This window comes from Vibrio penaeicida (genome assembly GCF_019977755.1).
Lineage (GTDB): Bacteria > Pseudomonadota > Gammaproteobacteria > Enterobacterales > Vibrionaceae > Vibrio > Vibrio penaeicida.
The window spans coordinates 4,001,683-4,015,683 of sequence record NZ_AP025144.1 but is presented as its reverse complement, the minus strand read 5'-3'; the positions used below and the strand labels follow the sequence as shown (position 1 = coordinate 4,015,683).

4 protein-coding genes, 4 tRNA genes and 5 rRNA genes are annotated in these 14,001 nt (G+C 48.3%); 9 read left to right on the top strand and 4 right to left on the bottom strand.

Going from position 1 to position 14,001, the window contains the following annotated elements; translation table 11 throughout:
* Positions 1 to 129 precede the first annotated feature (129 nt).
* The 9 genes from LDO37_RS17915 to LDO37_RS17875 all read left to right on the top strand — a co-directional run bounded on the left by LDO37_RS17915 (position 130) and on the right by LDO37_RS17875 (position 9,113).
* A 23S ribosomal RNA gene (locus LDO37_RS17915) occupies positions 130 to 3,018 on the top strand.
* A 93-nt stretch (positions 3,019 to 3,111) separates the two neighbouring features.
* Positions 3,112 to 3,228, top strand: a 5S ribosomal RNA gene (rrf, locus tag LDO37_RS17910).
* A 350-nt stretch (positions 3,229 to 3,578) separates the two neighbouring features.
* Positions 3,579 to 5,110, top strand: a 16S ribosomal RNA gene (locus tag LDO37_RS17905).
* Between the two features lie 88 nt (positions 5,111 to 5,198).
* Positions 5,199 to 5,274 (top strand) — tRNA-Glu (locus LDO37_RS17900).
* A 2-nt stretch (positions 5,275 to 5,276) separates the two neighbouring features.
* A tRNA-Lys gene (locus LDO37_RS17895) sits at positions 5,277 to 5,352 on the top strand.
* 30 nt (positions 5,353 to 5,382) lie between these two features.
* Positions 5,383 to 5,458, top strand: a tRNA-Val gene (locus LDO37_RS17890).
* Positions 5,459 to 5,845: 387 nt separating this feature from the next.
* Positions 5,846 to 8,733: ribosomal RNA gene (locus LDO37_RS17885) — 23S ribosomal RNA — on the top strand.
* 93 nt (positions 8,734 to 8,826) lie between these two features.
* Positions 8,827 to 8,942 (top strand): 5S ribosomal RNA (gene rrf, locus LDO37_RS17880).
* The 16S, 23S and 5S rRNA genes sit together here with 4 tRNA genes alongside, the layout of an rRNA operon.
* 94 nt (positions 8,943 to 9,036) lie before the next feature.
* Positions 9,037 to 9,113, top strand: a tRNA-Asp gene (locus tag LDO37_RS17875).
* Between the two features lie 772 nt (positions 9,114 to 9,885).
* Here the strand turns inward: LDO37_RS17875 and LDO37_RS17870 are convergent.
* The 4 genes from LDO37_RS17870 to hemC are packed head-to-tail and all read right to left on the bottom strand — an operon-like array spanning position 9,886 to position 13,948.
* On the bottom strand, positions 9,886 to 11,070 hold the full coding sequence (locus LDO37_RS17870; protein ID WP_126609435.1) for a heme biosynthesis protein HemY: 1,185 nt from the start codon (positions 11,068 to 11,070) through the stop codon (positions 9,886 to 9,888).
* Entirely contained in the window at positions 11,067 to 12,254 is a 1,188-nt protein-coding gene (locus LDO37_RS17865; RefSeq protein ID WP_126609436.1) for a uroporphyrinogen-III C-methyltransferase, read from the bottom strand. The genes LDO37_RS17870 and LDO37_RS17865 overlap by 4 nt, the downstream gene beginning before the upstream one ends.
* Positions 12,255 to 12,268: 14 nt before the next feature.
* Positions 12,269 to 13,000 (bottom strand): uroporphyrinogen-III synthase, encoded by a 732-nt coding sequence (locus tag LDO37_RS17860; protein ID WP_126609437.1) that lies wholly within the window; start codon positions 12,998 to 13,000, stop codon positions 12,269 to 12,271.
* Between the two features lie 9 nt (positions 13,001 to 13,009).
* Positions 13,010 to 13,948 carry a hydroxymethylbilane synthase gene (gene hemC, locus LDO37_RS17855; RefSeq protein WP_126609438.1) on the bottom strand — a complete coding sequence of 313 codons (939 nt, stop codon included), beginning with the start codon at positions 13,946 to 13,948 and terminating at the stop codon, positions 13,010 to 13,012.
* Positions 13,949 to 14,001: the final 53 nt, after the last annotated feature.

Genomic DNA, 14,001 nt, shown 5'->3' with positions numbered 1-14,001 from the left:
TGTTCTTGGGTTTTCACGAAAGTGAAAACATATTTGAGTCCGGCAAAATCGAAGTGTTGTCTCGCTCATAATAAAGAGACAACGATAAACCTTGGTTGTTTGCCATACAGAAACCTTTTGGGGTTGTATGGTTAAGTGACTAAGCGTACACGGTGGATGCCTTGGCAGTCAGAGGCGACGAAGGACGTATTAACTTGCGATAAGCGTAGATTAGGCAGTAAAAGCCACTTGAGTCTACGATTTCCGAATGGGGAAACCCACTTACATAAGTAAGTATCCTGTTGTGAATACATAGCAGCAGGAGGCAAACCGGGGGAACTGAAACATCTAAGTACCCCGAGGAAGAGAAATCAACCGAGATCCCGAAAGTAGCGGCGAGCGAAATTGGGTTAGCCCTTAAGCTTTTTGTGCGTCAGGTGAAGTCTCTGGAAAGGGACGCGATACAGGGTGATAGCCCCGTAACCGACAACGCACATTGAGTGAAATCGAGTAAGGCGGGACACGTGATATCCTGTCTGAATATGGGGGGACCATCCTCCAAGGCTAAATACTACTGACTGACCGATAGTGAACCAGTACCGTGAGGGAAAGGCGAAAAGAACCCCTGTGAGGGGAGTGAAATAGAACCTGAAACCGTGTACGTACAAGCAGTAGGAGCACCTTTGTGGTGTGACTGCGTACCTTTTGTATAATGGGTCAGCGACTTATATTCAGTGGCAAGGTTAACCGTTTAGGGGAGCCGTAGGGAAACCGAGTCTTAACTGGGCGTTCAGTCTCTGGATATAGACCCGAAACCAGGTGATCTAGCCATGGGCAGGTTGAAGGTTGAGTAACATCAACTGGAGGACCGAACCGACTAATGTTGAAAAATTAGCGGATGACTTGTGGCTAGGGGTGAAAGTACCAATCAAACCTGGAGATAGCTGGTTCTCCCCGAAAGCTATTTAGGTAGCGCCTCGGACGAATACTACTGGGGGTAGAGCACTGTTAAGGCTAGGGGGTCATCCCGACTTACCAACCCTTTGCAAACTCCGAATACCAGTAAGTACTATCCGGAGACACACGGCGGGTGCTAACGTCCGTCGTGGAGAGGGAAACAACCCAGACCGCCAGCTAAGGTCCCAAATTACTACTAAGTGGGAAACGATGTGGGAAGGCTCAGACAGCCAGGATGTTGGCTTAGAAGCAGCCATCATTTAAAGAAAGCGTAATAGCTCACTGGTCGAGTCGTATGCGCGGAAGATGTAACGGGGCTAAGTAGTAAACCGAAGCTGCGGCTGCAATCTTTTGATTGCGGGGTAGGGGAGCGTTCTGTAAGCCGTTGAAGGTGGTCTGTAAGGGCTGCTGGAGGTATCAGAAGTGCGAATGCTGACATGAGTAACGATAAAGGGAGTGAAAAACTCCCTCGCCGGAAGACCAAGGGTTCCTGTCCAACGTTAATCGGGGCAGGGTAAGTCGACCCCTAAGGCGAGGCTGAAAAGCGTAGTCGATGGGAAACGGGTTAATATTCCCGTACTTCTTACAATTGCGATGGGGGGACGGAGAAGGCTAAGTGGCGCGGCGATGGTTGTCCAGGTTCAAGTGCGTAGGCTGATGGTTTAGGTAAATCCGGACCGTCATTAAGGCTGAGACACGACGTCGAGCTGCTACGGCAGTGAAGTCATTGATGCCATGCTTCCAGGAAAAGCCTCTAAGCTTCAGATTGTAAGGAATCGTACCCCAAACCGACACAGGTGGTCGGGTAGAGAATACCAAGGCGCTTGAGAGAACTCGGGTGAAGGAACTAGGCAAAATGGTACCGTAACTTCGGGAGAAGGTACGCTCTTGACGGTGAAGTCCCTCGCGGATGGAGCTATTAGGAGTCGCAGATACCAGGTGGCTGCAACTGTTTATTAAAAACACAGCACTGTGCAAAATCGTAAGATGACGTATACGGTGTGACGCCTGCCCGGTGCCGGAAGGTTAATTGATGGGGTTAGTCTTCGGACGAAGCTCTTGATCGAAGCCCTGGTAAACGGCGGTACGTAACTATAACGGTCCTAAGGTAGCGAAATTCCTTGTCGGGTAAGTTCCGACCTGCACGAATGGCGTAATGATGGTACGCTGTCTCCACCCGAGACTCAGTGAAATTGAAATCGCTGTGAAGATGCAGTGTACCCGCGGCTAGACGGAAAGACCCCGTGAACCTTTACTACAGCTTGGCACTGAACATTGAACCTACATGTGTAGGATAGGTGGGAGGCTTTGAAACCATGTCGCTAGATATGGTGGAGCCGTCCTTGAAATACCACCCTTGTAGCTTTGATGTTCTAACTTGTACCCATTATCTGGGGTGAGGACAGTGCCTGGTGGGTAGTTTGACTGGGGCGGTCTCCTCCCAAAGAGTAACGGAGGAGCACGAAGGTGGGCTAAACACGGTTGGACATCGTGTGGTTAGTGCAATGGCATAAGCCCGCTTGACTGCGAGAATGACAATTCGAGCAGGTGCGAAAGCAGGTCATAGTGATCCGGTGGTTCTGAATGGAAGGTAGCATCGCTCAACGGATAAAAGGTACTCCGGGGATAACAGGCTGATACCGCCCAAGAGTTCATATCGACGGCGGTGTTTGGCACCTCGATGTCGGCTCATCACATCCTGGGGCTGAAGTCGGTCCCAAGGGTATGGCTGTTCGCCATTTAAAGTGGTACGCGAGCTGGGTTTAGAACGTCGTGAGACAGTTCGGTCCCTATCTGCCGTGGGCGTTGGAAGATTGAAGGGGCTGCTCCTAGTACGAGAGGACCGGAGTGGACGAACCTCTGGTGTTCGGGTTGTCATGCCAATGGCATTGCCCGGTAGCTAAGTTCGGAATCGATAACCGCTGAAAGCATCTAAGCGGGAAGCGAGCCCTGAGATGAGTCTTCCCTGACACTTTAAGTGTCCTAAAGGGTTGTTCGAGACCAGAACGTTGATAGGCAGGGTGTGTAAGCGTTGTGAGGCGTTGAGCTAACCTGTACTAATTGCCCGTGAGGCTTAACCATACAACACCCAAGGGGTTTTGTGGGCTCAGATAAGAACAGATTGAATGTGTAAGAATCAGAACTAAAAAAACAGCTTTCCAGATTAAGAATTTGCTTGGCGACCATAGCGTTGTGGACCCACCTGATTTCCATGCCGAACTCAGAAGTGAAACGCAATAGCGCCGATGGTAGTGTGGGGTTTCCCCATGTGAGAGTAGGACATCGCCAGGCTTTGATTTTGATTGAACTCTATTGAGTTCAGTCACCATAAGGTTTTAAACAAAAGTTTAGAATTTTATGTTGACTTCCAAAGTCAGTCGCGTATTATACGCGTCCTGCCTAAGTGGTAACACACTGAAAGCAAAGCTCTTTAACAATATAGACCTATCAATCTGTGTGGGCACTCGTTGATGATAATCCAAATAGTTTCTTTGGAAACAATTTAGGTTTCAATGAACTGAGTGACCAATCAAGACTTCGGTCTTGGCACAGTCAATTCATTATCGTTCTGTTGGAACGATAATAGCTTTAAATTACATACGTAGTTTGAAGTCAGTATTCATTGAGCCGAACAAAATCTTAAATTGAAGAGTTTGATCATGGCTCAGATTGAACGCTGGCGGCAGGCCTAACACATGCAAGTCGAGCGGAAACGAGAATAGCTTGCTATTCGGCGTCGAGCGGCGGACGGGTGAGTAATGCCTGGGAAATTGCCCTGATGTGGGGGATAACCATTGGAAACGATGGCTAATACCGCATAACGCCTTCGGGCCAAAGAGGGGGACCTTCGGGCCTCTCGCGTCAGGATATGCCCAGGTGGGATTAGCTAGTTGGTGAGGTAAAGGCTCACCAAGGCGACGATCCCTAGCTGGTCTGAGAGGATGATCAGCCACACTGGAACTGAGACACGGTCCAGACTCCTACGGGAGGCAGCAGTGGGGAATATTGCACAATGGGCGCAAGCCTGATGCAGCCATGCCGCGTGTATGAAGAAGGCTTTCGGGTTGTAAAGTACTTTCAGCAGTGAGGAAGGGTGTGAAGTTAATAGCTTCATATCTTGACGTTAGCTGCAGAAGAAGCACCGGCTAACTCCGTGCCAGCAGCCGCGGTAATACGGAGGGTGCGAGCGTTAATCGGAATTACTGGGCGTAAAGCGCATGCAGGTGGTTTGTTAAGTCAGATGTGAAAGCCGGCTCAACCTCGGAACCGCATTTGAAACTGGCAGGCTAGAGTACTGTAGAGGGGGTAGAATTTCAGGTGTAGCGGTGAAATGCGTAGAGATCTGAAGGAATACCAGTGGCGAAGGCGTACCCTGGACAGATACTGACACTCAGATGCGAAAGCGTGGGGAGCAAACAGGATTAGATACCCTGGTAGTCCACGCCGTAAACGATGTCTACTTGGAGGTTGTGGTACTTGAGCCGTGGCTTTCGGAGCTAACGCGTTAAGTAGACCGCCTGGGGAGTACGGTCGCAAGATTAAAACTCAAATGAATTGACGGGTACCGCACAAGCGGTGGAGCATGTGGTTTAATTCGATGCAACGCGAAGAACCTTACCTACTCTTGACATCCATAGAACTTAGCAGAGATGCTTTGGTGCCTTCGGGAACTATGAGACAGGTGCTGCATGGCTGTCGTCAGCTCGTGTTGTGAAATGTTGGGTTAAGTCCCGCAACGAGCGCAACCCTTATCCTTGTTTGCCAGCACGTAATGGTGGGAACTCCAGGGAGACTGCCGGTGATAAACCGGAGGAAGGTGGGGACGACGTCAAGTCATCATAGCCTACGAGTAGGGCTACACACGTGCTACAATGGCGCATACAGAGGGCGGTACAACCAGCGATGGTGAGCGAATCCCAAAAAGTGCGTCGTAGTCCGGATTGGAGTCTGCAACTCGACTCCATGAAGTCGGAATCGCTAGTAATCGTGGATCAGAATGCCACGGTGAATACGTTCCGTTTTGTACACACCGCCCGTCACACCATGGGAGTGGGCTGCAAAAGAAGTAGGTAGTTTAACCTTCGGGGGGACGCTTACCACTTTGTGGTTCATGACTGGGGTGAAGTCGTAACAAGGTAGCCCTAGGGGAACCTGGGGCTGGATCACCTCCTTATACGATGATTATCGCGATGAGTACCCACACAGATTGATACGGTTTATGTAGAAAAGAGAAATGAACGTTCCCATACGTTCATACTAGTGTCCCGTTCGTCTAGAGGCCTAGGACACCGCCCTTTCACGGCGGTAACAGGGGTTCGACTCCCCTACGGGATACCATTGGGTCGTTAGCTCAGTTGGTAGAGCAGTTGACTTTTAATCAATTGGTCGCAGGTTCGAATCCTGCACGACCCACCATTTCCTGCCACAGGAAATCAAAATATATGTGGGCGATTAGCTCAGTTGGGAGAGCACCTGCCTTACAAGCAGGGGGTCACTGGTTCGAGCCCGGTATCGCCCACCATTCTCTAAATATTTTTGGAATTTTAATCCAAACCACATCAAACTCTTGCTGCTGGTTCGGATTTTTGTCGCCTAATTTGCGCACTGAAAATCTTTAGAAAATGCATATCTTTCGATAGAAAGTGGCATCGCTCTTTAACAATTTGGAAAGCTGACGAATAACAACAATCCCCTTATCTACGGATAAGCGTTGTTATTCAAATTAAAAGTTCTCAAATCCTAGATGACTTGTTCATTTAGGTACCAACACACATTCAAGTGTTCTTGGGTTTTCACGAAAGTGAAAACATATTTGAGTCCGGCAAAATCGAAGTGTTGTCTCGCTCATAATAAAGAGACAACGATAAACCTTGGTTGTTTGCCATACAGAAACCTTTTGGGGTTGTATGGTTAAGTGACTAAGCGTACACGGTGGATGCCTTGGCAGTCAGAGGCGACGAAGGACGTATTAACTTGCGATAAGCGTAGATTAGGCAGTAAAAGCCACTTGAGTCTACGATTTCCGAATGGGGAAACCCACTTACATAAGTAAGTATCCTGTTGTGAATACATAGCAGCAGGAGGCAAACCAGGGGAACTGAAACATCTAAGTACCCCGAGGAAGAGAAATCAACCGAGATCCCGAAAGTAGCGGCGAGCGAAATTGGGTTAGCCCTTAAGCTTTTTGTGCGTCAGGTGAAGTCTCTGGAAAGGGACGCGATACAGGGTGATAGCCCCGTAACCGACAACGCACATTGAGTGAAATCGAGTAAGGCGGGACACGTGATATCCTGTCTGAATATGGGGGGACCATCCTCCAAGGCTAAATACTACTGACTGACCGATAGTGAACCAGTACCGTGAGGGAAAGGCGAAAAGAACCCCTGTGAGGGGAGTGAAATAGAACCTGAAACCGTGTACGTACAAGCAGTAGGAGCACCTTTGTGGTGTGACTGCGTACCTTTTGTATAATGGGTCAGCGACTTATATTCAGTGGCAAGGTTAACCGTTTAGGGGAGCCGTAGGGAAACCGAGTCTTAACTGGGCGTTCAGTCTCTGGATATAGACCCGAAACCAGGTGATCTAGCCATGGGCAGGTTGAAGGTTGAGTAACATCAACTGGAGGACCGAACCGACTAATGTTGAAAAATTAGCGGATGACTTGTGGCTAGGGGTGAAAGGCCAATCAAACCTGGAGATAGCTGGTTCTCCCCGAAAGCTATTTAGGTAGCGCCTCGGACGAATACTACTGGGGGTAGAGCACTGTTAAGGCTAGGGGGTCATCCCGACTTACCAACCCTTTGCAAACTCCGAATACCAGTAAGTACTATCCGGAGACACACGGCGGGTGCTAACGTCCGTCGTGGAGAGGGAAACAACCCAGACCGCCAGCTAAGGTCCCAAATTACTACTAAGTGGGAAACGATGTGGGAAGGCTCAGACAGCCAGGATGTTGGCTTAGAAGCAGCCATCATTTAAAGAAAGCGTAATAGCTCACTGGTCGAGTCGTATGCGCGGAAGATGTAACGGGGCTAAGTAGTAAACCGAAGCTGCGGCTGCAATCTTTTGATTGCGGGGTAGGGGAGCGTTCTGTAAGCCGTTGAAGGTGGTCTGTAAGGGCTGCTGGAGGTATCAGAAGTGCGAATGCTGACATGAGTAACGATAAAGGGAGTGAAAAACTCCCTCGCCGGAAGACCAAGGGTTCCTGTCCAACGTTAATCGGGGCAGGGTAAGTCGACCCCTAAGGCGAGGCTGAAAAGCGTAGTCGATGGGAAACGGGTTAATATTCCCGTACTTCTTACAATTGCGATGGGGGGACGGAGAAGGCTAAGTGGGCCGGCGATGGTTGTCCAGGTTCAAGTGCGTAGGCTGATGGTTTAGGTAAATCCGGACCGTCATTAAGGCTGAGACACGACGTCGAGCTGCTACGGCAGTGAAGTCATTGATGCCATGCTTCCAGGAAAAGCCTCTAAGCTTCAGATTGTAAGGAATCGTACCCCAAACCGACACAGGTGGTCGGGTAGAGAATACCAAGGCGCTTGAGAGAACTCGGGTGAAGGAACTAGGCAAAATGGTACCGTAACTTCGGGAGAAGGTACGCTCTTGACGGTGAAGTCCCTCGCGGATGGAGCTATTAGGAGTCGCAGATACCAGGTGGCTGCAACTGTTTATTAAAAACACAGCACTGTGCAAAATCGTAAGATGACGTATACGGTGTGACGCCTGCCCGGTGCCGGAAGGTTAATTGATGGGGTTAGTCTTCGGACGAAGCTCTTGATCGAAGCCCCGGTAAACGGCGGCCGTAACTATAACGGTCCTAAGGTAGCGAAATTCCTTGTCGGGTAAGTTCCGACCTGCACGAATGGCGTAATGATGGCCACGCTGTCTCCACCCGAGACTCAGTGAAATTGAAATCGCTGTGAAGATGCAGTGTACCCGCGGCTAGACGGAAAGACCCCGTGAACCTTTACTACAGCTTGGCACTGAACATTGAACCTACATGTGTAGGATAGGTGGGAGGCTTTGAAACCATGTCGCTAGATATGGTGGAGCCGTCCTTGAAATACCACCCTTGTAGCTTTGATGTTCTAACTTGGCCCCATTATCTGGGGTGAGGACAGTGCCTGGTGGGTAGTTTGACTGGGGCGGTCTCCTCCCAAAGAGTAACGGAGGAGCACGAAGGTGGGCTAAACACGGTTGGACATCGTGTGGTTAGTGCAATGGCATAAGCCCGCTTGACTGCGAGAATGACAATTCGAGCAGGTGCGAAAGCAGGTCATAGTGATCCGGTGGTTCTGAATGGAAGGGCCATCGCTCAACGGATAAAAGGTACTCCGGGGATAACAGGCTGATACCGCCCAAGAGTTCATATCGACGGCGGTGTTTGGCACCTCGATGTCGGCTCATCACATCCTGGGGCTGAAGTCGGTCCCAAGGGTATGGCTGTTCGCCATTTAAAGTGGTACGCGAGCTGGGTTTAGAACGTCGTGAGACAGTTCGGTCCCTATCTGCCGTGGGCGTTGGAAGATTGAAGGGGGCTGCTCCTAGTACGAGAGGACCGGAGTGGACGAACCTCTGGTGTTCGGGTTGTCATGCCAATGGCATTGCCCGGTAGCTAAGTTCGGAATCGATAACCGCTGAAAGCATCTAAGCGGGAAGCGAGCCCTGAGATGAGTCTTCCCTGACACTTTAAGTGTCCTAAAGGGTTGTTCGAGACCAGAACGTTGATAGGCAGGGTGTGTAAGCGTTGTGAGGCGTTGAGCTAACCTGTACTAATTGCCCGTGAGGCTTAACCATACAACACCCAAGGGGTTTTGTGGGCTCAGATAAGAACAGATTGAATGTGTAAGAATCAGAACTAAAAAAACAGCTTTCCAGATTAAGAATTTGCTTGGCGACCATAGCGTTGTGGACCCACCTGACTCCATGCCGAACTCAGAAGTGAAACGCAATAGCGCCGATGGTAGTGTGGGGTTTCCCCATGTGAGAGTAGGACATCGCCAGGCTTGTTTCCTTGTTTTCAGATTTTGAAAAATCTGAAGGCAAAACTAAATAAAGCAATCTAACCATAAGACTTTATTTAGTAAGAGATACCACTGCGGAGTGGTAGTTCAGTTGGTTAGAATACCGGCCTGTCACGCCGGGGGTCGCGGGTTCGAGTCCCGTCCACTCCGCCATTTGTTTAAGAAACCTCAGCAGACATGCTGAGGTTTTTTGTATTTAGGGAAGGTATATTCGACCTGCGGTCGAACGAGTCCCGGTTGCGTGCGACCCCAGCCACTCCGCCATTTATTTAAGAAAGGTATATTCGTCCCACGTTCGAACGAGTCCCGGTCGTATGCGACCCCAGCCAATCCGCCATTTATTTGAGAAACCTCAGCAGAAGTGCTGAGGTTTTTTGCGTTTAGGAAAGGTATATTTGACCTACGGTCAAACGAGTCCCGGTCGTGTGCGACCCCAGCCACTTCGCCATTTATTTGAGATGCCTCAGCAGAAATACTGAGGTTTTTGCGTTTAGGGAAGGTATATTCGACCTACGGTCGAACGAGTCCCGGTCGTGTGCGACCCCAGCCACTCCGCCATTTATTTAAGAAACCTCAGCAGAAATGCTGAGGTTTTTTGCGTTTAGGAAAGGCATATTCGACCTACGGCCGAACGAGCCCCGGTCGTGTGAGAGCCTTACCACTTACCTCTATTCAAAAGCATTCACTAGCAATCTTCGTTTGAAGAGGTTTATCCGACCTGCAGACGAATGGATTTTAACTACTGGCTGCCTTTGGCTCTTAATAATAAGTAGCGTTCGTAGAGCGTATTGTTGGATTAGCCGAATTTGATAGTGGAAGGAGTATAATTTGGATTTGCAGACGAGAGGGCGAATAGAGCGATAGTTAGAAAAAACAAAGCCAGCGACTTATCGCTGGCTTTAAGAATACGAATCAGATGTTTAGATTAAGACTTATTGTCTATCAACGAAAGTGCCTTACGAGAGACGTCTCCAGCTGCTTGCGTTAGTTGCTGCTTCTCTAAGACGTCAGCTAAATAAGCGTAATCTGAAATGTCTTGTCGTAACTTCAGTGCTTGCTCGAAGTGATGCTGTGCCTCAGACCAGTTTTCCTGGCGCATCAGTAATTGGGCAAGTGTACTGTGGACAATAGCGCTTTCACCATCCTTTTGCAGTGCTCCTTGAAGAAGAACAACTGCTGGGTGCAGGTCTGGTAAGTTCATTTCAGAGATAAGTGAATAGAGTTTGTCGTCTGGTTGCTTTTTCAATCTATCCCGTACGATGATATAGGCTTGCGAATCGGCTTTACGCTCGATAAGTTGCTCTAATAGGCAATGGACAAGTGTTTCGCCCTGACGAGCCTTTTTAGGGAGTCCATTCCAATAAGCAAGTAAGCCTTCGCTGCCTTTTTGTTGGGCAACGTCGGCAAGTAACCCGCATTGTGCTTTCAACATCAAAGAGTCGTGTTCTATTGGGTCAATGAGCTTAGCTTTCTTTAGTTGTGGCAATAGATCAATGGTGTTCTGCCATAGCGCCAGTTCTTCATAAACGGTTTTAAGAAGCTCTGCCACAATGGGATTACCAGTGTAGCGATCGCGTAGTGAATGCAGGGTATCTAAAGCCAATTCATACTGAGAGTCTCTTACTAGCTGCTTCGCTCTTGTCAGCTCTACAGCAAGATCTGAGTTTTCTTGTTTTGAAGCTAAGCCTAAGTAGTGATCGCGTTTACTCTTGTCACCAAGCCCTTGCGCGGCTTCTGAAGCAACGAGATAACAAAGCATTGGCATGTCGTGATGATTTGCCCAGCGGGTGACTTTTTTCTCGGCTCCTTTCCAATCACCTTCTAAAAGCATGATGATGCCCTCGTTTGTATAGCGACGAGCTCGTTTCATCTTGCGTACACTAAACCAATTCCAAGTCGCACTGCTGGTATAAAGGAGTTTCTTAATGAGGTATTCCAAACCAAATAGCGCAGCAAGAATGCCAATGATAAAAATCACCAGGGTAGTCACGCTCATTTCTATTGTTTTGTCGGCAATAGAAATTAAGACATATCCTTGCTGTCCAGAAAACTGAGTTCCGGCGTAGAGGCCTATTCCTAGAATTACGAATAGAAAAATTGCACGAATCATTTAGCCTCCTCCGTAATAATGGTGGTCATCTCTCGGCGCAAGCGCTCTGAAATAACGTCAGAAAGGAGTTCCTGTGTTTCCAATTTTACTGGGTAATTTACTTGGATGTTTTGTTTGCCCAAAGCGGCTATACGTTGGTTAAATTTCTGAACAGCGGGATCATCCAAATTAAAGAATTGCGTTGACCATTCATGAGCGACTTTTAGTGCCGTGGAGAAAACTTCTCCTTGTTCGGTGTATACACCTTTCATCGCCGTTTCTAGCTTCGCCTTAATATTTTCACGCAAGTAGAAATGCTGTTCTGGTGACAGAAGGGGGATAACATTGCCATCTCGAGTGCGGAAGGTAATGAATTGCTCAGAAAACTCGCCTAAGGATGTCATCAAATTTTGCTGCCAGTCATTGATATCGGTTGAGACTTCTTGTTGCTCAACTACTGGCGCTTCAGGAAGAATGGCATTAGCGAGAGGTAAACCATCGACTTGAAGTTGCAAGCTAGTTAATGCAATGACCAAGCCGTCTCGGTCGATTAATGGCAGTGCTCGTAAATTGGTGATGTCATTTGCCATTGCTCTTCTTAAAGGAACCAAGCTAGGGTCATTAAGCGCTGCAATGCGCTGGTCAGCACTTTCCATCAATTTGGTTGCGCTAACAATATCGTGTTCTAAGAACAACTTTCTACCTGCCAGTTTCACCAAATAATCGGATTCGGCTAGCAGCCAGTCATTTGGTCGACGTCCCTTTACATCGGCTAAGGCGAGTTGAAGGCTTTCGATGCTCTTTTGTTGTTGTTCAAGCTCTACTTTGGTGCGGTTAACCGTGTGACGGTTGAGAGCGGCTGTTTCGCTTTTAACGGAATCTAACTCTTGAGCTAGGTTCGTTTGGGTTGCTTTAAATTGCGCTTTTAGCTTGGCTATTTCTTGTTCTTGTTGCTGTGTCTTTTGCTGAATAAGGTAGGTAAGACCACCTCCAAATATAAGCGAAAGAATGATCGCAATCGTACCAAGCTTGACGCCTCTCTTGCCCTGTTTTTCTTCAAACTTAACAGGCTCATGTTCTTTGACTTGAGGTTTGTCGGCTTCTTTATTTTGTGAAGATTCCGTTACCGTTTCCGTCGGTTCTGCTGTCTCTTCTTTTGTTTCTTCAGGTTCAATGTGCTCGTTGTTGTTTTTTTTACTTACCATGCTCTTGTCCTGTTTTATTTCTTGCTAACTGCATTCAGCAAGTCCGAATTTGCTGCGCTGCCTGTATTCACGATATTTTGATATCCCAGCTCTCTGGCGAGAATAGCTATCCGTTGGCTTGGCACTAAAAGGCTTAAAGTATGTAGCCAATCTTTTTGAATTTTCGACATTGATTGCTCTAGGTAGCTGAGTTGTTCGCTACTCGTGAGAATCAAAGTATCAACATTGCGGCTACGCCAATATTGAATAGAATCTTCCGAATTAAAAGGAATTGGGTGTCGTTGATAAACTTCTGCATATTCGACACTCGCATTCTTATTCGACAGCGATTCAAAAATCAACTCTCTGCCACTGTTCCCCCTCAAAATCACTATAGAAAGCTGAGAAACGTTTTGTAATTGAGGCAATTGCAGAAAGTGTTCACTATCGCTGATTGTCGGATAGTGTACTTTTTGTTGGGTCACTTTGCCTAATTTGTATGCGGTTTTTTGACCAATGGCAAGGTATGACACGCTCGCTGGCCACTTGGCTTGCTGTTCTTTGAGTATTTCTTGAGTGTAATGAACAGCGTGTTGGCTGACGGCGATAACAATATCGGCGTTGTGAAGCTTACTAGGTAGTGATTGGATATCGTCAGAAGATTGGAATTGAATGAGTGGGTGATGTATGGCATCAGTGTGCTGCGCTTGAATCGCTTCACACAACTCGATGCCATCTTGTCCCGGCCGGGTGACTAATACCGCCATAAAGCCGACTTATTCATGATCCTGATATAGGCGCTCCAGAATATCTTTTGCACCTTGGTCAAGAAGTTGATTCGCTAGGGTGACACCCAACTCATGCGCTTTAACGACGGGACCTTTAATCTCTCCGCGCACGACTTTGGAACCATCGGGTTCACCAACAAGTGCTCTCAGCCAGATCTCATCACCATTGATAAGAGAGTAGCTACCAATTGGAACCTGACACCCACCTTCGAGAGTCAAGTTCATTGCACGCTCTGCAGCAACTCTATTCGCCGTTTCCGGGTGATTCAAAGGCTCCAATAACTTAATTAGGTGGTCGTCGTCTAACCGACACTCGATACCCACTGCTCCCTGCCCAACCGCCGGAAGTGATTGTTCTGGTTCAATGACACTGCGTATGCGCTCTTCCAATTTCAGACGCTTTAGCCCCGCCGCTGCGAGAATGATTGCATCGTATTCCCCCGCGTCCAGCTTGCCTAATCGAGTTCCGACATTACCCCGAAGCTCTTTGATATGGAGGTCTGGTCTGTATTCTTTCAACTGACATTGACGGCGTAAACTGCAAGTTCCAACGACAGCACCTTGCGGTAGGTCGTCAATGGAAGCGAATGTGTTGGATACGAAAGCATCACGTGGATCTTCTCGTTCGCAAATTGTAACCAGCCCTAAACCTTCAGGAAAATCTACTGGGACGTCTTTCATCGAGTGAACAGCGAGGTCGGCACGACCTTCTAGCATCGCCACTTCGAGCTCTTTGACGAATAACCCTTTACCACCCACCTTCGCAAGAGGGGTGTCCAAGATAATGTCTCCCTTGGTAACCATGGTTACCAACTCAACGTCTAAACCTGGGTGTGCCGCTTGCAAAGAATCTTTGACGAAATGTGCCTGCCAAAGGGCAAGTGGACTTTTTCTCGTTGCGATGCGAATGGGAGCTCTTTCGGACATAATGTTTCCATATAGGTCAATCGGATGCGCTAATCCTACCACTGTGCTTAGTA